The sequence below is a fragment of the Streptomyces sp. NPDC058579 genome (assembly GCF_042718575.1).
In the GTDB taxonomy this organism is placed as follows: domain Bacteria; phylum Actinomycetota; class Actinomycetes; order Streptomycetales; family Streptomycetaceae; genus Streptomyces.
On the sequence record NZ_JBHXPI010000062.1, the window covers coordinates 1 to 18,630 of the forward strand.

Consider the following 18,630-nt stretch of genomic DNA (forward strand, 5'->3'; position numbering starts at 1 on the left):
CTGCCCGCGACCGCCACCCCCCCCCCCCACACCCCCGGGTTGGCCCGCGCCCCCCAAACCCCCCCCCACTCCCTTCCCCCACCGCCCCCGCCGGGGGGGGGGGCAATCACGGCGCTCACCGACCGGCTCCCCATTTCATCCGCCGTACATGGAACGGGTGCTCCCGCTCGCCTACGCTCGTCGCCATGGCAGCAGGAACCCGGCCCACGTGCTGCACCCCAGGTCACGCCGACGTCCCCGTCGCGACCCTCGCACCGCCTCGCCGGCCGCTCCCGCCCTCCCGGGAGGCCCGGCAGCTGCTCGCCCTCCCCGGAGGGCGCTTCCTCATGGGCACCGACGACCCGGAAGGGTTTCCGGACGATGCCGAGGGGCCGGTCCGGGAGACGGTCGTCGAACCCTTCCGGATCGCGGCGACGACCGTGACGAACGCCCAGTTCGCCGCGTTCGTCAAGGCGACCGGACACGTCACCGAGGCCGAGAGCTTCGGCTTCTCTTTCACCTTCGGGGCCTTCCTCGGAGAGGAGGTGTCCGCCGTGTCCCCGCCCGTACAGGGCGTCCCGTGGTGGCGGGCGGTGGAGGGCGCCTCGTGGCACCAACCTGAAGGCCCCGGCTCGCAGGTGACCGACCGGCAGGACCACCCCGTCGTCCACGTGTCCTGGCACGACGCCGTGGCCTACTGCGCCTGGTCGGGCACCCGCCTGCCCACCGAGACCGAATGGGAGTACACGGCCCGCGGCGGCCTGGAACAGCGCCGCTACCCATGGGGTGACGAGCTCACGCCCGGCGGCCGCCACATGTGCAACATCTGGCAGGGCGAGTTCCCGACCCTCAACACCGCCGCCGACGGCTACGCGGGCACCGCCCCCGCGAAGTCCTTCCGCCCCAACGGCTTCGGGCTCTACAACACGGTCGGCAACGTCTGGGAGTGGTGCGCGGACCCGTTCACCCCCGGCGAGGGGGGCTCACGGGCCATGCGCGGCGGCTCGTACCTGTGCCACGACTCGTACTGCAACCGCTACCGGGTGGCCGCCCGCAGCTCCAACACGCCAGACAGTTCGACCGGCAACATGGGGTTCCGGGTGGCCGCCGACCTCGCGTAGCACCATCGCGGGGAAGAGTCAGGTCACCGTGATGTGAGCCAGCGCCCAGGAGGTGTGGTCGAAGGACGTGCGGTTGTCGGCGTCCTCGACCACGAGCCGCAGGACGCGGACGCCGCGCACGTCCAGGTCGACCGGGACCGGGCCGGTGGCCGCCGTCAGAGTCGGGGTGGTCAGCAACAGGCGGTCGTCTCCGTACACCTTGGCGCGCGTGGAGCCGAGGGTGCTCTGCTTGGCGGAGAAGTCGTCGATGCCGACCAGCGAGGTGAACCGGACCGCGCCGCCGCCGAGATGGAAGGCGATGTCGCTGGGCGCGTGGACGCCCAGGCCCTTCGGGTACGTCGTACCGGCGAAGGAGATCAACGGGCCGTCACCGGCGGCGTTCTTGCCGTTGGACGCGTCGCGCTCCACCGGTCCCCAGCCGTTGGAGGCGCTGATCCAGGCGAGGTCGGAGAGGTACGAGTCGCGGGTGGGGGCAGCGGGCGGGGTCGGGACCGTGCCCGTGGCCGGGTAGCGGACCGGGCCGGCCGGGGTGAGGGCGCTGCCCTCCGCGGCGAGCGTCCAGGTCTTCGCCGGGGCGGAGTTCGCGGGCGGGGTGACCCGCCAGGAGGCGGTGAGCCGTCCCCCGGCGGCGAGTTGGTCCGCGGTCGCCGGGGAGGTGAGGGTCACGCTCCAGCCGGCAGGGGCGCGCAGAGCGAGCGAGGCCGCGGTCCACGGGCGGGAGGAACCGTTGGCGAGCGTGCCCTTCACGGTGAACGCCTGGCCGGGAACGGCCAGGGAGGGAAGAGTCAGACGGGCCCCGAACGGGATGCGCGGGTACGCGTCCTTCCACGAGGAGCGCATCAACGCCACCAGCTCCGCCGCCCTGGCCGGGTGCTTGTCGACGATGTTCCGCGTCTCGCCGAGATCGGTGGCCAGGTCGTACAGCTCCACCTGCCACTGGGCGTCGGGGAGGTTGCGGTCCCGCTCGGGGGCGAAGCGTACGGCCTTCCAGTGGTCCTTGCGGACGGCCTCGGCGAGCCAGGTGGCCCGCCCGCCGTCCTGCGCGTTGGCCCGGCTGGTGACGCCCCGCTCGTCGCGGAACCAGTACAAGTGCCCATGGCGCGCCGCGTCCGCGCTGCCCGCGAGCACGGGGGCGGCGGACAGGCCGTCGACATCGGTGGGGGAGGGTGCGCCGCCGAGCTCGGCCAGGGTGGGGAGCACGTCGGTCAGCGGGGTGGGGCGGTCGCTCGTGCCCTGCCGGACCCGGCCGGGGCCCCAGGCGACGAGGGGGACGCGTACGCCGCCTTCGTAGAGGTTGCGCTTGTAGCCGCGCAGCGGGCCGTTCGCGTCGAAGAGGTCGGGGTTTACCCCGCCCTCCTCGTGCGGGCCGTTGTCGCTGGTGACGAGGACGATCGTGTCCTGCTCGAGCCCCAACTCCCGGATCCGGTCGACCACCTTGCCGACGAGCGAGTCGAAGTACGTGACCTGGGCCGCGTGCCCCTTGTTCGCGGCCGTCCAGCTCCGGTCGGCGTAGGCACTGGAGTCGGGGATGTCGCTGGGGGCGTGCGGGACGTTCGGGGTGAGCAGCAGGAGGAACGGCTCGGAGGCGTGGCTGCCGATGAACTCCAGTGCGCGCCGCTCCAGGAGGTCCGGGGCGTACACCGCCTTCACGCCGCCGGCGTTGGCGGGGATGGGTTCCTTGACGTCGTTGTGCCAGAGGTACGCGGGGTAGTACTGGTGCGCGTGACTGTGGTCGATGTAGCCGTAGAACTCCTCGAAGCCCCGGGCGGCCGGGTGACTGTCCTGTCCGGCGGCCTCCGGTCCGAACCCCCACTTGCCGATGACGGCGGTGCGGTAGCCGCGGGCCCGGAGCACCTCGGCGAACGTGGTGTCGTCGGCGGTGAGCGAACCCTGGCCGCCGGAGGAGGGGTTGGCGCGGATCGTGGCGTGGCCGGTGTGGAGTCCGGTCAGCAGGGAGCCGCGTGACGGGGCGCAGACGGCTGCGGTGGAGTAGGCGTCGGTGAAGCGGAGCCCCTCGGCGGCGATCCGGTCCAGGCGGGAGGTGGTGATCAGCTTCTGGCCGTACGCGCCGAGCTCTCCGTAACCGAGGTCGTCGGCGAGGATGACGACGAAGCTCGGCGGCCGGGTACCCGAGCCCTCCCTCGTATCAGGAACGGTCGCGGAGGGCGTCGCGCCTGCCGGGCCGGCGGTCGCGGTGACGGCGGCCAGACCGAGCGCGGCGGTCGAACCGGCCAGGAAGGCACGGCGGTTGGACATGGCGAGACTGCTCCTCGGATACGGATGGGGATACGGGTGCGGGCGGCGGGCGGGCGTTCCGCCGATCATGCGCGGGGGAGCCGTACCAGGACCATGCACACGCCATGAAGAACATGTGACGGCACCCGACCCGATGGCGAGAGCCGAAGCGGCGGCCTGCCACCCGTCACTGGTGGGCGGTCAGGACCTCCACGCCGAGCGCCTTGATCTGCTCCACGACGGGGTCGTGCGGGGCGGCGTCCGTGATGAGGGCCGTGACCTTCCCCCAGGGCAGCACGCGGAAGCGGGACGCCGTGCCGATCTTCTCGGAGGAGGCGAGGACGTACGTGTCCGCGGACCGCGCGGACAAGGCGCGCTTCATCGCCGCCTCCTCGGCGTCGCCGGTGGTCAGCCCCGCCTCGGGGTGGACGCCCGTGACGCCGAGCAGGCAGAGGTCGGCGGAGACGTTCTGTGCCGCTTCGACGGCGGCGGCGCCGCACGTGACCGCCGAGTGCTTGAAGACGCGGCCGCCGAGGAGGAAGAGCTCGGCCCGTGGGTGGTCGAGGAGAGCCGTGGCGATCGTGGGGCTGTGCGTGATCACCGTGCAGTCGAGCTCCGGCGGGAGGGCCCGGGCGACGGCCAGGGCGGTCGTACCGCCGTCGAGGATCACGGCACAGCCCGGCCGCACCAGGCCGGCGGCCAGCGCCGCGACCCTCTGTTTGCCGTCCGGGGCGACCGCATGCCGGGCCGCGTAGTCGACCACCGCCGGGGAAGCGGGCAGTGCGCCCCCGTACACCCGCTGGCACAGTCCCTCGGCGGCGAGGTCGCGCAGGTCGCGCCGCACGCTGTCCTCGGAGATCCCCAGGTCGGCGGCGACGTCCTTGGCGACGATCTTGCCCTCGCGGGCGAGCAGGGCGAGCAGATGGTCGCGTCGCTCAGCAGCCAGCATGCACACTCTCTCCTGTTTCTGCACGGTTCTGCATGTACTGTAGCGCCCCATGACCGACCGACCCACACCCGCACTCCCGGGCGTCGACACCCCCGACCACCGGGGCCGCACCGGTCTCGACCGGGCCGGACGCGACCTGCGCCGCAACCCGGACGTCGTCGTCCGCGACGTCGAACTCACCTCGCAGGGCTGGCACGTCCTGCGGCGGACCACCTTCGACTACCGTCGCCGCGACGGACGTTGGGAGACCCAGCAGCGCGAGACGTACGACCGGGGGAACGGCGCGGTCGTCCTGCCGTACGACACCGGCCGTGGATGCGTCCTGCTCACCCGGCAGTTCCGCTACCCCGCCTACGTCAACGGCCACCCCGACGGCATGCTCATCGAGGCGGCCGCGGGACTGCTCGACGCCGACGACCCGGACACCGCCGTCAGGCGCGAGAGCGCCGAGGAGCTCGGTGTCGACCTCGGGCCGCTCACGCACGTCCTCGACTCCTACATGAGCCCCGGCTCCGTCACCGAGCGCCTCCACTTCTTCGCCGCCCCGTACACCCCCGCCGACCGGACCGGGGCCGGCGGCGGAGTCGAGGCCGAGGGCGAGGACATCGAGGTGCTGGAACTCCCCTTCACCGAGGCCCTCGCCATGACCCTCGACGGGCGCATCGCCGACGGCAAGACCGTCCTGCTGCTGCAATGGGCCGCCCTCCACGGGCCCTTCGCCCCGCAGGGGTGACCCGCCCGGCCGCGCGCCCAGGCCGCCGCCCTAGCCGTCCTGCCGTCCTGCCAGGCGTCAGACGACCGACAGGACGATCTTGCCGGTGGTACGGCCCCGCTCGCCGAGTTCGTGGGCCTTCGCGGCCTCGGACAGCGGCAGGACCGTGTCGACGACCGGGCGCAGCGCGCCGCTCTCCACCAGGGCGGCGACCTCGCGCAGGCCCAGGTGGTCGGGCTCGACCAGGACCCATGCGACCCGTACACCGTCGGGGGCGGTGGGCACGTCGTCCGGGCCGGGGAGGGTGATGAGCCGACCCCCGGTCTGCAGCGTCTTCACGGAACGCTCGGCCGTCTCACCGCCGAGGGCGTCGAGGACGATGTCGACGTCGGAGACGACGTCCTCGAACCGGGCCTCGCGGTAGTCGACCACCTCGTCCGCGCCGAGCTCCCGGAGCAGCTCGTGCTTGGCGGCGCTGGCGGTGCCGATGACGTACGCCCCGCGTGCCTTGGCGATCTGGACGGCGAGGTGACCCACGCCGCCGGCCGCGGCGTGCACGAGCACGCGCTCGCCGGGCTGTACGTCCGCCGCGTCGACGAGGGCCTGCCAGGCGGTCAGCGCGGCGAGCGGCAGAGCCGCGGCCTCCACGTGGGTGAGGGACGATGGCTTCGGCGCGAGGTGACGGGCCGGCGCCACGACGTACTCGGCGTATCCGCCCGCCTGGCGCGGGAAGAGCGGCATTCCGAAGACCTCGTCGCCCGGGCGGAGGTGCCCGACGCCAGGCCCCGCCGCCTCGACCGTGCCGGAGACGTCCCAGCCGACGATCGGCAGCGCGCCCCACTCGATGAGGGCGCCGCTCGCGCGGGTCTTCCAGTCCACCGGGTTCACACCGGCGGCGTGCACCCGCACCAGCACCTCGTTCAGGCCCGGCTCCGGGCGCTCCACCTCGCGCTCCACGAGCTTCTCCGGACCGCCCCACTGCTCCACGACCACCGCGCGCATGCTCTCCGCCTCGTTCCTTCTCGATCGGCGTCCGCCGGAACCTCTCCGGCGGCTACTCGTTCACGATCCCGCCTCCCGGCCCTGCCTGGTGTTGGCCCTCGGGCCACTATGTGCCAGGATTTGGCCATGGACGAGAGGCCCCTGAGGACACCGACACCGACACCGCACCGCGTCGCGGTGCTCGCCCTGCCCGGGGTACCGCCCTTCGAGCTCGGCATCCCGTCCCGGGTCTTCGGCAGCGTCCAGGACGACGAGGGCCGCCCCCTGTACGAGGTCACCGTCTGCACCGCCGACGGCACGCCCGTCCTGAGCGACGCCGGTTTCGTCGTCCAGCCGGCCGCCGGCCCCGAAGCGCTCGCCGCCGCCGACACCGTCGTCGTACCGCCGACGCACGCCATGCCGGAGCTGGGGCGCGGCGGCCCGCTGCCGCCAGAGGTCGCCGCGGCCATCGCCGGGATCCAGCCAGGCACGCGCCTGGTGTCCATCTGCTCGGGGTCGTACGTGCTCGCCGCCGCGGGTCTGCTCGACGGGCGGCCGGCCACCACCCACTGGAATCTGGCCCCCGAGTTCCGGCAGGCGTATCCCGAGGTCAAGCTCGACGAGGACGTACTCTTCGTCGACGACGGCGACGTCCTCACCTCCGCCGGTGTGGCCGCCGGGGTCGACCTGTGCCTGCACATGATCCGCCGCGACCACGGTGCCGCGGCGGCCAACCGGGCTGCCCGCATGTGCGTCGTACCGCCGTGGCGGGACGGCGGGCAGGCCCAGTTCATCGACCGGCCCGTGCCCGAGCCGACCCTCGCCACCACGACCGCGACGCGCGCCTGGGCCCTCGAACACCTCGGGGAGCCGCTCACCCTCGCCCGGCTCGCCGAGCACGCCCGGATGAGCCTGCGGTCGTTCACCCGGCGGTTCCGGGACGAGGTAGGGATGACGCCCGTGCAGTGGCTCACGGCCCAGCGCCTGGAATTGGCCAAGCAGCTCCTGGAGACCACCGACCTCCCCATCGACCTCGTGGCACACCGGGCGGGCATCGGCTCAGGCAACTCCCTGCGCGCGCACATGCGAACGGCCTTCGGCGTCTCACCCGCCGCCTACCGGCGCGCGTTCGGCGCGTCCGACCCGGTCGGCGCTGTGTACGTGCCCGGCGGCGGGTCAGCCCGCCCAGCGTCCCGAGAAGAAGGCCACGGCGAGGACGACGGAGAGCGGAACCGACAGGCAGAGCCAGCCGGTTGAGAGCCGGGGCCTGCGGGAGGCCCAGCAGGCGAGGCCGATCCACAGCGGCCACCACAGGAGCGTGGCGCGGGGGATGGACATGTACCAGTACGAGGTGCCCAGGGCCCACAGGCTGAGCGCGATGTAGACGGTCTCGGGCCAACGGCGGGCGCGCGCGAGAAGAACGACGATGACCAGGCCGACGCCCATGGCGATGAGCTCAGCTTGCCAGAGGAGGGCGTACGGGGCGGTGTAGCCGTGGTCGAAGGCGGCCTCCCAGGTGGTGCTCCAGGCCTCCCAGGGGGCGTGGAACTCGCGGTACCAGCCGCGCTCTTGGGCGTGCTTCCAGGCCATCCAGTCGCCGGTGTGCCCGTACAGGTACCAGAAGTAGAGGAGTGGCGGGAGCGCCGGCAGGGCCAGCCATGGCAGTTGGCGCAGTTCGGCGCGCCGACGGGCCTGGCCGGCTGTCAGGGCGAAGTGGACGAGGAGTGCGGCGAGGAGGAAGAGCCCGCTCACGCGCACCGTGGTGGCACAGGCCGTCAGGAGCGCGGCGAGCCGCCAGTCGTGGCGCTGTGCGGCGAGCCAGGCCGGCAGGGCGAAGGCGAGGAAGAAGGACTCGGTGTAGCCGACGGCGAGGAAGACGGCGCACGGCGAGACGAGCAGGAGGAGCGCGGCCCGGCGGGCATCGGCCACCTGGGGCAGGTGGAGCCGGGCGATGCGGCCGAGGGCGACCACCGCGACGGCTCCGGCGACGAAGGAGATGAGGAGTCCGGCGGCGGTCCAGTCGCGTACGAAGGGGTGCAGCGCCCTCAGGAGGAGCGGGAAGCCGGGGAAGAAGGCCTCCCTGTTGTCCCATTCGGCGGGCCGCGCCGCCGGGTCGTCGGGGAAGTAGCCGTCGCGGGCGATGTTCAGGTAGTGGTTCCAGTCCCACTGTCCGACGACGGCCGCGAACGGCTCCGGGTGGTGGGCTTCCGGATCGCGAGGGAAGAGCCAGGCCGTGCAGTACGCGGTGAGGAGGAGCGCGACGCGGGTGAACAGATAGAGCGTCAGGACGTCACGGTCGCCTGCATCGAGGCGGAGGCTGAGGCGGAGGCGGCGTCGCCCGGTCGACGGGCCGGGCTCGCGGATAGCTGCCGGTGGCGCCGCCGGTGCGGGGTTCCGGACATCTCGTTCTATGAGGGCCATAGGGGGCGTCTGCTTCTCTCGGAGGGCGTGGCGGGGCGCGGGACGGCCTGATGTGCGGTGGCGGTCCCGGAAGGGTGGGGTGGGGTACGGCTAGTCGGCTCCGCCGGGCGGCGCCGTGGTCGTGGCGCCCGGTGCGATGGAGCCGGGAGGGGTCGGCGGCGGGGAGGTGGTGGTGCCGACGGCGGGCGGGAGGGTGGCGCTCGTGCTCGTACTCGTACTCGACGGAGTCGGGCCGCTCACCGACGGGGTGATCGCGGGCACGACCGGCTGCGACGAGCCGGGCAGCAGGGTGGCGAGCGCGGCGCCCCCGCCGCCCAGGACGAGGCACGCGCCCACGGCAAGGGCCGCGAGTCGGCGCCGGTGGACACGCTGCCCGCGGGAGCTGATCTCGGCGGCCGGGGGGTAGGAGGCGCGGGCCCGGCCCGCGTCGGCGGCTGCCTCGAAGAGCGACCTCAGCGGGTCGAAGGACGGGTCGTCGTGGGACGGGTCACGGGACTCATTCACCGGTTGCCTCCTCGCCGGACGGGTGGTCGGTACGGGGGTGCTCGCCCCGCTCGTCTTCGGTGCGGGTGCGCGCGCCCCGCTGGTCTTCGGTGCGGGGGCGTACGCCCCGCGGGTCCTCGATCCGGTGGGCGAGTGCCGCCCGGCCGCGGGACAGGTGGGTCTTGACCGTGCCGGACGACAGACCGGTCTCGGCGGCGACCTGGTCGACGCTCAGGTCGCACAGGTAGTGCAGAGTGAGGGTGCGCCGCTGCTGCGGCGGCAGTTCGCGCAGCGCGTCGACGAGCACGAGGTGGTCCGGCTCGGGGCCCTCGACCGACGGCGGCGCTCCGCCGCGCCGCCACGCCTCGGTGGTACGCCGACGGAACCGCCAGCGGCTCACCGCGAGCCGCCACGCGACCGTGCGGATCCACGCCTCGGGCTGTCCGTCCCGGTCGAGCTGCCGCCGCCGGTTCCAGGCCTTGACGAAGGCCTCCTGCACGACGTCCTGCGCCTCGTGCAGGTCGCCGAGCATCACGTACAACTGGCCCGTGAGCCGCGCCACCGCGTGGGCGTAGAATTCTTCGAACTCCTCGACGGTCAACAAACTCTCCCGGATCTCCGACTACACCCCGCATACGCCTGCCGTGGGTCTCCCGGTTGACACGGAATCCCAGGAACAAGAGTGATCGTGATCACGCAACCGAATCCGGAGGACACGCGTCCGGGGAGGCCGCAGATAGACGCACGAGAGGCGCCTGACCGGGGAAAACCCAGGTCAGGCGCCTCGATGTGTGTTCTGGAAGGTCCGGACTCCTCCGGGGCTCAGACCGCCGCAGGGGTGTAGTGGCCGGCGTCGTCGCCCTCGATGACGTGGCTGAGCGTGCCGTCGACACCGGCCGGGACGTCGCCCGCGACGGTCACGCGGTGCAGCAGTCGCGGCAGGTCGCCGTAGTCGTCGGGGGCGTAGTGCTGGGTGATCCGGTTGTCGAACAGGACGAGGTCGCCCGGCTGCCAGACCACGCGCAGGACGTTCTCGGGACGGGTGACGTACGCCTGGAAGATGCGCAGCAGGTCGCGGGATTCGGAGGGGCTGAGCCCGACGATGCTCTGGGCGAAGCCGCCGATGAACAGCCCCCGCTCCCCGGTCTCGGGGTGGACCCGGACGACCGGGTGGGCGGTGCGGTACCTCCGGGAGACGAACCGCTTGCGGTGCTCGGCCGCCTTCTCGCTCTTCGGGGCCGCGTAGTCGTAGTCGTTCGTATGCACCGCCCACAGCTTGTCGGCCAGTTCCCGCAGGGGCACGGGCAGGTCCTGGTAGGCGGCGCCCGAGTTGGCGATGAGGGTGTTGCCGCCGTAGGGCGGTACCACGATGCCGCGCAGGGTGGACGCCTTCGGCGGCGTACGGACGAAGGTGACGTCCGTGTGCCACTGGTTGGCGCGGATGCCCTCGTCGCCGTCGACCGGCAGGATCTGGGGCTGGCCTTCGACGGACGGCACGGTCGGGTGCGCGGTCGTGAGCTCGCCGAAGAGGGACGCGAAGCGGAGCTGGCCCGCCTCGTCGAGCCGCTGGTCGCGGAAGACGAGCGCCTTGTGCTCCAGGAGCGCGGAGTTGATCTCGGAGACGACGGCGGGGGCGAGGTCGGCGCCGAGGTCCACGCCGAGGATCTCCGCGCCGATACGGCCTCCGATCCTGCGGACTTCGAAGCCGGTACTGGTGGTCATGGAAGGGGTCCTTTCAGGAGGGCGATCAGAAGGGCGATCAGGAGGTGGTCAGGAGGCGATCAGGAGGTGATGGGCAGTGAGGGGCGTTTGTCCCCGGGCGGTCCGAGGGACGGGCCGACGGCGCGCAGCGCGCCGGGTGTGCGGCCGCGTCCCCAGCCGATGTGCCGGCGGTAGCTGCCGAGCAGTTCGGTACGGGCCAGGTGTTCCTCGTCGCGCGCGGGGTCGTCGGCGGCAAGGGGACGGGTCCGGGGCGAGACGTACAGCGCGTCGGCGGGGCAGTTCGCCTCGCACTGGAAGCAGGTCTGGCAGTCGTCGCGGCGGGCGAGCACCGGCACGCCGTCCTCACCCCGGTCGAAGACGTCCGTGGGGCAGACCTTGATGCACTTGTCGCAGGTGATGCAGCGTTCCGCCGAGACCAGTTCGATCACGAGGCCACCTCCAGGGGCACGTCCGGTGTGGTGGTCACCGGTGTGGTGGTCAGGGGCTCGGGCCGGGTCCACACCCGGTCGAGGCCGCCGGTGACGATGCGGTGGTGCTGCCCGGGGTCCTGGGCAGGGAAGTCGAGCCGCTTCGCCATGCCTCGGGTCTCGGTGCGGGCGAGCGCCGCCGCGTACATCCAGCGGGCGTGTGCCGCCATCGCCGCCGCCTGCCGGGCCCGCACCACGTCCCCACCCTCGGCGCGCAGCGTGGCCCGCAGCTCCTCCCAGACGCCGTCGAGGACCCGGAGGGAGGCGGTGAGCCGCTCGCCGTGGCGCAGATAGTTCTTCTCGTACGGCAGTACTTCCGCCTGCACCGCGCCGACCACCTCACGGAAGCTGCCGGCCACGCCCGGTGTCCCTGTGGGCCGGAGCCCGGCCCCGCCCGCCGGGACCGTACGGCGCGCAGAGGAGCGGAAGCCGAGCGAGAAGGCGTGGCGGGCCGCGCCCTGGCCCGCCCAGGTGCCGGAGGAGATGGCCCACGCGGCGTTGTGGCTGCCACCGCCCGTGAATCCGCCGCAGATCGCCTCGCGTGTGGCGGCGTCCCCGGCCGCGTAGAGCCCGGGGACGGTGGTCGAGCAGTCGTCTCCGGTGATACGGATGCCCCCGGTGCCGCGCACCGTGCCCTCGGCGAGCAGGGTGATGGCGAAGCGCTGGGTGAAGGGATCGATGCCGAGCCGGTCGAAGGTGAGGAAGAAGTTCGGCTGGGCCAGCCGCATCGCGTGCCGCGCGGCCGCGTCCGCCCGGTCCAGGCGGCAGTACACCTTCTCGCTGAGCAGCGTGCTCGCGATGACGGACCGGCCGCCCTGGCTGGCCGCACCCTCCAGGACCGTGCCGTCCTCGCGGTAGAAGGTGGCGAAGGAGTAGAACGCGGTCTTGGTGACGGAGGTGCCCTCGGGCGCGATGCCGTACGCGTTGGAGAACTCCATGCCGGACAGCTCCGCGCCCGCCTCCGCGGCGAACAGGGCACCGTCACCGGTGTTGACGTTGCAGCCCAGCGCACCGCTGAGGAACGCGCAGCCGCCGGTGGCCAGGACGACCGCCCCGGCGCGCACCCGGTACGCCTGTCCGGCCTGGCGCCGGTGCCCCAGGGCGCCCGCGACCGCCCCGGAGGGGTCGGTGAGCAGCTCCGTCACCGGGCTGTGGTCGAGGATGCGCGCCCCGGCCCGCTGGACGCGGATCCGCATCCTGCGCATGTACTCCGGCCCCTGCAGGCCGTTCCTGAGCTGCTGTCCGTCCGGCCCGGTCGGGAAGGGGTAGCGCCCCGCCGCCGCGAGCTCGTTCATACCCGCGTACGTCTGGTCGAGCACCCGCGCCATCCAGCGCCGGTCGGCCAGGAACCCGCCCAGCGCCTCCCGGCTCGCCATGGCCGCCTCGCGCGCCGCCGGTTCCGGCGGGACGTACCAGACCCCGGTGCCACTCGAAGCGGTGGCGCCGCTCGTGCCGCAGTAGCCCTTGTCGGCGAGGACCACGTCCGCCCCGGCCCGGGCCGCCTTGAGCGCCGCCCAGGTCGCCGCGGGGCCGCCGCCGACCACCAGGACGTCCGTGGTGAGGTCGAGTCCGGTCATGCGGATCGCCCCTCTGGCGCGGCCGCCGCGACCAGCCGGTTGGCGGGGCGGGCGAGGCCGTAGTGCTCGCGCAGCGTGCGGCCGCTGTACTCCGTACGGAACAGGCCGCGCTGCTGAAGGATCGGCACGACCTGGTCGACGAAGTCCTCAAGCCCGCTCGGCAGAAGGGGCGGCATGATGTTGAAGCCGTCGGCGGCGCCCTCGGTGAACCACTCCTGGAGTTCGTCGGCGATCTGCTCCGGAGTGCCGGCGAAGACGCGGTGACCGCGTCCGGCGCCGAGCCGGGCGATGAGCTGGCGTACGGTCAGTCCGTCGCGGCGGGCGAGTTCGGCGACGAGCGTGAAGCGACTCTTGTTGCCATTGATGTCCCGCTCCTCGGGCAGCTCGGGCAGCGGCCCGTCCAGCGCCAGCCCCGTCAGGTCGGTGCCGAGCATCCCGGACAGCTGGGCGAGCCCGTACTCGGGGATCTGCAGCTCCGTCAGCTCCTGCTCGAGCGCGCGAGCCTCTGCCTCCGTCGAGCCGATGACGGGAGCGATGCCCGGAAGCACAAGGAGTTGGTCCTCGCCGCGGCCGTGGCGCGCGAGCCGGGACTTGAGGTCCTTGTAGAACGCCTGACCGTCCGCGAGGGTCTGCTGGGCGGTGAAGACCGCCTCGGCGTACCGCGCGGCGAACTCCTTCCCGTCCTCCGACGAACCGGCCTGCACCAGCAGCGGGTGGCCCTGAGGGCTGCGCGGAACGTTCAGCGGACCCCGTACCCCGAAGTACTCCCCGCGGTGATCGATCTCCCGCACCCGGTCGGTGTCCGCGTAGATGCCGCCCTCGCGGTCGAGCAGGATCGCGTCGTCCTCCCAGCTGTCCCACAGCTTGGTGGCGACCTCGACGAACTCCCGGGCCCGCTCGTAGCGAAGCCCGTGCTCAAGGTGCTCCTCCTGGCCGAAGTTGCGGGCCTCGTTGACGGTGCCTGAGGTGACGATGTTCCAGCCGGCCCGGCCGCCGCTGATGTGGTCGAGGGAGGCGAACTTGCGGGCGGTGTGGAAGGGCTCGTTGAAGGTGGTGGAGACGGTGGCGATCAGTCCGACGCGTTCGGTGACCGCCGCGAGCGCGGACAGCAGCGTGAGGGGTTCGAAGCCGCCGAGCGCGTTGTAGCGGGCGTTCCCCCACAGGGCGAGACCGTCGGCGAGGAAGACCGAGTCGAGCAGCCCGCGCTCGGCGGTCTGCGCGAGCTGCTGGAAGTAGCGCAGATCGGTGACCCGTTCGGGCTGGGTACGGGGGTGGCGCCAGGCGGCGTCGTGGTGGCCGGCGTTCATCAGGAAGGCGTTGAGGTGCAGTTGGCGGGGGCTGGTCGCGGGCATGAGGTTCCTCGGATCGTGGGAACGGTGAGGCGATGGGGTTGCCGTGCGGGAGGGTGGGCGGGCCGGATCAGTCGCCGGGGGACACGCGCCAGGAGCTGAGCCGCCGCTCCAGGACCACCAGGAGCTGGTTGAAGGTCACGCCGATGGCGGAGATCGTGACGATGCCCGCGTACATCTGGGGGATCGCGAAGTTGTACTGCGAGGCGTTGATCAGATAGCCGAGTCCCGCCTTTGCCCCGATCATCTCGGCGGCGACAAGGACGAGGATCGACCCCGCTCCGGCCAGCCGGATGCCGGTGAACATCACGGGCACGGCGGACGGCAGGATGACCTTCTGGAAGAGCCGGGGCGCGGACAGGTCCATCGACTTCGCGAGCTTGAGGAGCGTGGGGTCGACGCTGCGTACGGCGCTGATCGTGTTGAGCAGGATCGGCCAAGTGCACGCGTACACCACGATCGAGATCTTCGAGGTCTCCCCGATGCCCAGGAGCAGGACGAAGACCGGCAGCAGGGCCAGCGCGGCGGTGTTGCGGAACACCTCGAGCAGCGGACCGAGCAGATCGGCGACGGGCCGGTACCAGCCGATCAGCAGACCGAGGGGTACGGCGACGGCCACGGCCAGACCGAATCCGCTGAACGAGCGCACCAGGCTGGCGAGGGTGTTGTCGGCGAGCTGCCCGTCGGCCGCCAGCGCCCACCAGGCGACGGCGACCTCACTGAACGGCGGCAGGAAGGTCCGGTCGACGAGGCCGAGCCGGGGAGCGGTCTCCCACAGCAGGAGGAGGGCCGCAATCGCGGCGGACTTGGTGACGCCCTTCGCGAGGAGGGAGGTCAGCCGTTGCAGCGCCTGGCGGACGGGGGTCGGCCGGGCGGGGGAGCGGTTGCCTTCGTCGAGGCGGGCAGGGACCGGCGGGGGAGCCTTGTCGGCGGTGGTGGCGGTGGTGGCGGTGGTGGCGGTGGTGGTGGAGGCGGTGGTGGGTGTGATGGCGGTCGTGCGGGTCGTGAGGCTCATACGGATGCCTCCTGCTTCTCCAACTGCTGGGCCCTGGCCACTTCGTCGTGGAGCAGCGACCAGATCTGGTGACGGTGGTGTGCGAACTCGGGAGTGGAACGGATGTCGTCCGTGTCGGCGCGGGAGCCGAGGGCGATCGGCACGACCTGCTTGATGCGGCCCGGCCTGGACGTCATGACGGCGACGCGCTGCCCCAGATAGACGGCCTCGTCGATGCTGTGCGTGATGAAGACGACGGTCTTTCCCGTCCGCTGCCAGATGTGGAGCAGTTCGTCCTGCAACGACTCACGGGTCTGGGCGTCCAGCGCGGCGAACGGCTCGTCCATGAGCAGCACGTCCGGGTCGTACGCCAGGCTACGGGCGATCGCCACCCGCTGCCGCATCCCGCCCGACAGCTCATGCGGATGCCGGTTCTCGAACCCGGACAGGCCGACCAGATCCAGGAACTCCCGCGCCCGTGCGCCCCGTTGGCGGCGCGGCACGCCGGTGGCCTCCAAGCCGAACTCGACATTTCCCTGCGCCGTACGCCACGGCAGCAGCGCGTACTGCTGGAAGACGATGCCGCGGTTCAGGCCGGGACCGGTGACGGGTTCGCCGTCCAGCAGGATCCGTCCGCCGGTGGGCCGGGCGAGACCGCCGAGCAGGTCAAGGAGCGTCGACTTGCCGCAGCCGCTGGGCCCTACGAGGACGACGAACTCGCCCGCCGCGATCTCCAGGTCGATGCCGTCGACGGCCGTGAACTCCCGGGACTTCGCTGAGTCCTTGACCGTGAAGACCTTCCGTATGCCCTCGAACACGATCTTGGGTGTGGGGGATGTACTGGATGTGTTGGATGCCGGCATGGGATCAGCTCCCGCTCGTCGACGCGGAGGTGGCCGGTGAGGTGGTCGGTGAGGCGTTGAACTCATTGGTGTAGAGGTCGTCCACCCTCACCTGGCCCTTCTGGATGTCGCCGCGCTCGGCCAGCCAGTCGATCCAGAGCTGGAGTTCCTTGCCGGTGATCCGGCCGGCCGTCTCGGCGACGCCGTAGGACCGCCAGTACTTGAGGGGTGTGGTGTCCTCGTTGCGACCGCGCTTCTTCACGATGTCCGTCATCCGGGCGATGACCTCGGCGCGCGGAGTGGTGCGCGACCACTCGATTGCCCGTCCCACGGCGGTGACGAAGGTCCGGGCCGTGTCGGGGTTCTGCTTGAGGAAGCGGTCCGTCATCACGTAGGTGCCGGCGCTGAAGGCGCCGAGCAGTTCGAAGTCCGTGAAGAGCGGCCGGATTCCACCGGTCGCGAGGGCCTTGTCCCGCAGAATGCCGCCGAGTACGGCCACCTCGATCTGCCTCTGGCGCAGCGACTGCTCAGCGTTCACCGGAGGCACGACCAGCGGCTCGACCTTGTCGATCTCGGCCCCGGAAAGCCCGCCACGCTGGAGGTAGATGTCGAGCATCGCCTCCGCGTGGGCTCCGAGCGTGTTCATTCCGACCTTCTTGCCGGCCAGATCGCGGGCGGAGCGGATGGGGCTGTCCTTGAGGACGTAGTAACCGTTGTAGGCGTGCTGGTCGGATCCGTAGTAGCTGATGACAGCCTTGATGGGGGTCTTGTTCGCGGCCAGTTTGACGACCGCGCCGTTGAACGCGCCGCCGAAGTCCGTCTGTCCGGTGGCCGCGGACTGGATGTCCTGCGGCCCGCTGATCGTGTTGCCGACCCACTCCAGCTTCACATCCCCCAGGTAGCCGAGGTCCTCGGCCAGCTCCGGCAAGGTGACCTGCCCTGCCCAGCCCTGGTAGCGCAGCGTCCGGGTCTGGCCCTTTCCGGAAGTCCCCGCGGCGGACGTGCCGCAGCTCACCGCGACCGCGGAAAGACCGAGCAGAGTGAGGAACTGTCGTCGGGTCGACGCCATCGTGGTCATGGAAAATCCTGTTCACATTCGATGGAACGGCTGGATGGCGCCTATTCGAATAGGCGCGCCAGAGTTCCGGGCAAGGGAATGGGAACCGCCGAACGGCGGGAAGGGAAAGCTGGCCGGAGAAGAAATCCGGCGGGCAGGAGAAAGAGGCCTGCCGGTGGGTCTATCGACCGACAGCACAGATGGCGCTGGCTTGACGTCGAAGATCGACGTGGAGCCGCGCGGCGAGGTTCTCGGAACTGCTCACGGCCAAGAGACTTGCAGTGGAAACCGGACACGTCAATGTCTTGTCCTGCCGCGTCTCGCATACTGAATCTCATGCCATACGCGCGAAGTACGGCGTTCACAACCGGCCCGAAAGGTGAGTTGGCTCCGGGTGACGTCGGCCCGCGGAATCCGATGGTGCGACGCGTCTTCGGCGTCGAGAATCAGCGGATGCATGAAGTGAGACTGTCCGACGGGATCATCACTCTGTCGCCGCTGCGCCTGGACGATGTGGAGGCGCACCTCGCGGGCGAGGATGAGCTGCTGGTTCGCTGGCTCAACGGCGGTCCGGGCACACGCGAGGGTGTCGAGGCGTACTTCCGGCACTGCTGGGAGCAGTGGAGCACGGCCGGTCCCCTCCGCGCCTTCGGCATCCGGGCCGGCGCCGACGGGGCGCTCGCGGGGACGATCGACCTGCGGTTCGCAGGAGAGGGCTTGGCTCCCGGCCAGGTGAATGTCGCCTACGGCCTCTATCCGTCCTGGAGAGGGCGTGGCCTGGCCACCCGCGCGGTCCTCCTGGCATCCCAGTACGCGGCCGCCGAAGGGGGGGAGGAGGCCGTGATCCAGGTCGATCCGGAGAATCCCGCATCCGCCGCAGTCGCGCGGCGGGCAGGATTCACCCCCGGCAGGCAAGCGCAGAGCAATGACGCCGAACGGTTCGACTGGTACATCCGGGATCTGCGCGACGCACCCCCGTGACGACCAACCTTTACGGGACAACCCCAAGCCGCCCCTGATGAGAGCGACTCATCACGCTTGAGGTGCCGCACCCCGGCGGTTGAAGGGAAGCCGGCCGAGAGCCGCTGCCATGCCGCAGGTGTCGGTGAGGGCGGAGAAGACCAGGCCTCCGGCGATTCCGGCCGACAGAAGCTGGAACGCAGGGTGCACGAGCAGCCCGAGGGCCAGGCCGAGCAGGACCAGAGCGCCTGCGGTGAAGCGGACTTGGCGCTCCATCCCCCAGACGGCCCGTACGGGACCGGGCGGGAACTCAAGTGCGTGGCCGGCGGCGGCCCAGGCCCCAGTGCCGCCGGAGAGGCTCGACGCGGTGAGTCCGTGGGCGGAGAGTGCTGCGACGGCCTTCTCGGAGCGGGTACCTGAGGCGCACACCAGCAGGAGGGTCCCGTCGGTCGCCGCGCCTCGCAGGTCGGACAGGCTGTCCTGGACGCGGTCGAGGGGGACGTTGACGGCGCCGGGCAGGTGGCCGGACGCGAACTCGCCCGGGGTGCGGACGTCGACCACGTACAGCTCGCGGAGCCGCGGCTCCGCCTGACCGACGGTGATGGTGGCGGTAGGGGTGGGGGAGATGCTCATGGCGAACCTGCCCTTGGCAGCGACGGGGGAGTGGCCCTGCACCGAGCAGGTGACAGGGCCGTTCCCGAGATGCTAGGCGCGCGGCACGGCCACGACGGGACGACGTGCGGTGCCGTCACGAGGTCGCCATGCCGTCGCCATACCGCGG

At 71.8% G+C, this 18,630-nt stretch carries 19 protein-coding genes; 4 read left to right on the forward strand and 15 right to left on the reverse strand.

The window, feature by feature from the left end; genetic code table 11:
- Positions 1–185 precede the first annotated feature (185 nt).
- Positions 186–1,100, forward strand: a complete 915-nt coding sequence (locus tag ACFWRO_RS34970) for a formylglycine-generating enzyme family protein (RefSeq protein ID WP_384518042.1) — start codon at positions 186–188, stop codon at positions 1,098–1,100.
- Between the two features lie 18 nt (positions 1,101–1,118).
- On the opposite strand, the gene ACFWRO_RS34975 is transcribed toward ACFWRO_RS34970, so the two are convergent.
- Both ACFWRO_RS34975 and ACFWRO_RS34980 read right to left on the reverse strand, forming a co-directional pair.
- The gene (locus ACFWRO_RS34975) at positions 1,119–3,356 is read right to left on the reverse strand and encodes a sulfatase-like hydrolase/transferase (protein WP_384518045.1); all 2,238 of its coding nucleotides are present in this window, start codon (positions 3,354–3,356) and stop codon (positions 1,119–1,121) included.
- A 166-nt stretch (positions 3,357–3,522) separates the two neighbouring features.
- A complete protein-coding gene (locus ACFWRO_RS34980) occupies positions 3,523–4,284 on the reverse strand; it encodes a DeoR/GlpR family DNA-binding transcription regulator (RefSeq protein ID WP_384518048.1) in 762 nt (253 codons plus the stop codon).
- Between the two features lie 49 nt (positions 4,285–4,333).
- On the opposite strand from ACFWRO_RS34980, the gene ACFWRO_RS34985 reads away from it, so the two are divergent.
- The gene (locus ACFWRO_RS34985) at positions 4,334–5,017 is read left to right on the forward strand and encodes an NUDIX domain-containing protein (protein WP_384518051.1); all 684 of its coding nucleotides are present in this window, start codon (positions 4,334–4,336) and stop codon (positions 5,015–5,017) included.
- A gap of 57 nt (positions 5,018–5,074) precedes the next feature.
- Here the strand turns inward: ACFWRO_RS34985 and ACFWRO_RS34990 are convergent, their stop codons facing one another.
- Positions 5,075–5,998, reverse strand: coding sequence for an NADP-dependent oxidoreductase (locus tag ACFWRO_RS34990; RefSeq protein WP_384518054.1), 924 nt, complete (start codon positions 5,996–5,998; stop codon positions 5,075–5,077).
- Positions 5,999–6,124: 126 nt separating this feature from the next.
- Between ACFWRO_RS34990 and ACFWRO_RS34995 the strand changes: the two genes are divergently transcribed.
- Positions 6,125–7,234 carry a GlxA family transcriptional regulator gene (locus ACFWRO_RS34995; protein WP_384518057.1) on the forward strand — a complete coding sequence of 370 codons (1,110 nt, stop codon included), beginning with the start codon at positions 6,125–6,127 and terminating at the stop codon, positions 7,232–7,234.
- Here ACFWRO_RS34995 and ACFWRO_RS35000 read toward each other — a convergent pair.
- The 11 genes from ACFWRO_RS35000 to ACFWRO_RS35050 all read right to left on the reverse strand — a co-directional run bounded on the left by ACFWRO_RS35000 (position 7,154) and on the right by ACFWRO_RS35050 (position 17,154).
- Positions 7,154–8,398, reverse strand: a complete 1,245-nt coding sequence (locus tag ACFWRO_RS35000; RefSeq protein WP_384518060.1) for a mannosyltransferase family protein — start codon at positions 8,396–8,398, stop codon at positions 7,154–7,156. The genes ACFWRO_RS34995 and ACFWRO_RS35000 overlap by 81 nt on opposite strands.
- A gap of 90 nt (positions 8,399–8,488) precedes the next feature.
- The gene (locus ACFWRO_RS35005; protein ID WP_384518063.1) at positions 8,489–8,902 is read right to left on the reverse strand and encodes a hypothetical protein; all 414 of its coding nucleotides are present in this window, start codon (positions 8,900–8,902) and stop codon (positions 8,489–8,491) included.
- Entirely contained in the window at positions 8,895–9,482 is a 588-nt protein-coding gene (locus tag ACFWRO_RS35010; RefSeq protein ID WP_384518066.1) for a SigE family RNA polymerase sigma factor, read from the reverse strand. The genes ACFWRO_RS35005 and ACFWRO_RS35010 overlap by 8 nt, the downstream gene beginning before the upstream one ends.
- Before the next feature lie 221 nt (positions 9,483–9,703).
- Positions 9,704–10,603 (reverse strand): TauD/TfdA dioxygenase family protein, encoded by a 900-nt coding sequence (locus ACFWRO_RS35015; RefSeq protein ID WP_384518070.1) that lies wholly within the window; start codon positions 10,601–10,603, stop codon positions 9,704–9,706.
- Positions 10,604–10,662: 59 nt separating this feature from the next.
- Positions 10,663–11,031 (reverse strand): 4Fe-4S dicluster domain-containing protein, encoded by a 369-nt coding sequence (locus ACFWRO_RS35020; RefSeq protein WP_384518073.1) that lies wholly within the window; start codon positions 11,029–11,031, stop codon positions 10,663–10,665.
- Complete coding sequence (locus ACFWRO_RS35025; RefSeq protein WP_384518076.1) at positions 11,028–12,647, reverse strand: FAD-binding protein; 1,620 nt, start codon at positions 12,645–12,647, stop codon at positions 11,028–11,030. The genes ACFWRO_RS35020 and ACFWRO_RS35025 overlap by 4 nt, the downstream gene beginning before the upstream one ends.
- Positions 12,644–13,999: an LLM class flavin-dependent oxidoreductase gene (locus ACFWRO_RS35030; RefSeq protein ID WP_384518079.1), complete on the reverse strand. Its 1,356-nt coding sequence runs from the start codon at positions 13,997–13,999 to the stop codon at positions 12,644–12,646. Before ACFWRO_RS35030 ends, ACFWRO_RS35025 begins: the two co-directional genes overlap by 4 nt.
- A gap of 67 nt (positions 14,000–14,066) precedes the next feature.
- The gene (locus ACFWRO_RS35035) at positions 14,067–15,011 is read right to left on the reverse strand and encodes an ABC transporter permease (RefSeq protein ID WP_384518082.1); all 945 of its coding nucleotides are present in this window, start codon (positions 15,009–15,011) and stop codon (positions 14,067–14,069) included.
- Complete coding sequence (locus ACFWRO_RS35040; RefSeq protein ID WP_384518085.1) at positions 15,008–15,853, reverse strand: ABC transporter ATP-binding protein; 846 nt, start codon at positions 15,851–15,853, stop codon at positions 15,008–15,010. The genes ACFWRO_RS35035 and ACFWRO_RS35040 overlap by 4 nt, the downstream gene beginning before the upstream one ends.
- A 4-nt stretch (positions 15,854–15,857) precedes the next feature.
- Positions 15,858–16,910: an ABC transporter substrate-binding protein gene (locus tag ACFWRO_RS35045; RefSeq protein WP_384518088.1), complete on the reverse strand. Its 1,053-nt coding sequence runs from the start codon at positions 16,908–16,910 to the stop codon at positions 15,858–15,860.
- A 160-nt stretch (positions 16,911–17,070) separates the two neighbouring features.
- Complete coding sequence (locus ACFWRO_RS35050) at positions 17,071–17,154, reverse strand: putative leader peptide (RefSeq protein ID WP_361956324.1); 84 nt, start codon at positions 17,152–17,154, stop codon at positions 17,071–17,073.
- Between the two features lie 152 nt (positions 17,155–17,306).
- Between ACFWRO_RS35050 and ACFWRO_RS35055 the strand changes: the two genes are divergently transcribed.
- Complete coding sequence (locus ACFWRO_RS35055; RefSeq protein ID WP_384518091.1) at positions 17,307–17,870, forward strand: GNAT family N-acetyltransferase; 564 nt, start codon at positions 17,307–17,309, stop codon at positions 17,868–17,870.
- A gap of 51 nt (positions 17,871–17,921) precedes the next feature.
- Here the strand turns inward: ACFWRO_RS35055 and ACFWRO_RS35060 are convergent, their stop codons facing one another.
- Positions 17,922–18,482, reverse strand: coding sequence for a rhodanese-like domain-containing protein (locus tag ACFWRO_RS35060; RefSeq protein WP_384518094.1), 561 nt, complete (start codon positions 18,480–18,482; stop codon positions 17,922–17,924).
- Positions 18,483–18,630: the final 148 nt, after the last annotated feature.

Bases quoted from the DNA above. Each gene is read 5' to 3' on its own strand.
- ACFWRO_RS35040 (WP_384518085.1), bottom strand. From the start codon at position 15,853: ATGCCGGCATCCAACACATCCAGTACATCCCCCACACCCAAGATCGTG.
- ACFWRO_RS35055 (WP_384518091.1), top strand. From the start codon at position 17,307: ATGGTGCGACGCGTCTTCGGCGTCGAGAATCAGCGGATGCATGAAGTG.
- ACFWRO_RS35030 (WP_384518079.1), bottom strand. From the start codon at position 13,999: ATGCCCGCGACCAGCCCCCGCCAACTGCACCTCAACGCCTTCCTGATG.
- ACFWRO_RS34985 (WP_384518051.1), top strand. From the start codon at position 4,334: ATGACCGACCGACCCACACCCGCACTCCCGGGCGTCGACACCCCCGAC.
- ACFWRO_RS35025 (WP_384518076.1), bottom strand. From the start codon at position 12,647: ATGACCGGACTCGACCTCACCACGGACGTCCTGGTGGTCGGCGGCGGC.
- ACFWRO_RS34970 (WP_384518042.1), top strand. From the start codon at position 186: ATGGCAGCAGGAACCCGGCCCACGTGCTGCACCCCAGGTCACGCCGAC.
- ACFWRO_RS34975 (WP_384518045.1), bottom strand. From the start codon at position 3,356: ATGTCCAACCGCCGTGCCTTCCTGGCCGGTTCGACCGCCGCGCTCGGT.
- ACFWRO_RS34980 (WP_384518048.1), bottom strand. From the start codon at position 4,284: ATGCTGGCTGCTGAGCGACGCGACCATCTGCTCGCCCTGCTCGCCCGC.
- ACFWRO_RS35015 (WP_384518070.1), bottom strand. From the start codon at position 10,603: ATGACCACCAGTACCGGCTTCGAAGTCCGCAGGATCGGAGGCCGTATC.
- ACFWRO_RS35045 (WP_384518088.1), bottom strand. From the start codon at position 16,910: ATGACCACGATGGCGTCGACCCGACGACAGTTCCTCACTCTGCTCGGT.
- ACFWRO_RS35000 (WP_384518060.1), bottom strand. From the start codon at position 8,398: ATGGCCCTCATAGAACGAGATGTCCGGAACCCCGCACCGGCGGCGCCA.
- ACFWRO_RS35035 (WP_384518082.1), bottom strand. From the start codon at position 15,011: ATGAGCCTCACGACCCGCACGACCGCCATCACACCCACCACCGCCTCC.
- ACFWRO_RS34990 (WP_384518054.1), bottom strand. From the start codon at position 5,998: ATGCGCGCGGTGGTCGTGGAGCAGTGGGGCGGTCCGGAGAAGCTCGTG.
- ACFWRO_RS35060 (WP_384518094.1), bottom strand. From the start codon at position 18,482: ATGAGCATCTCCCCCACCCCTACCGCCACCATCACCGTCGGTCAGGCG.
- ACFWRO_RS34995 (WP_384518057.1), top strand. From the start codon at position 6,125: ATGGACGAGAGGCCCCTGAGGACACCGACACCGACACCGCACCGCGTC.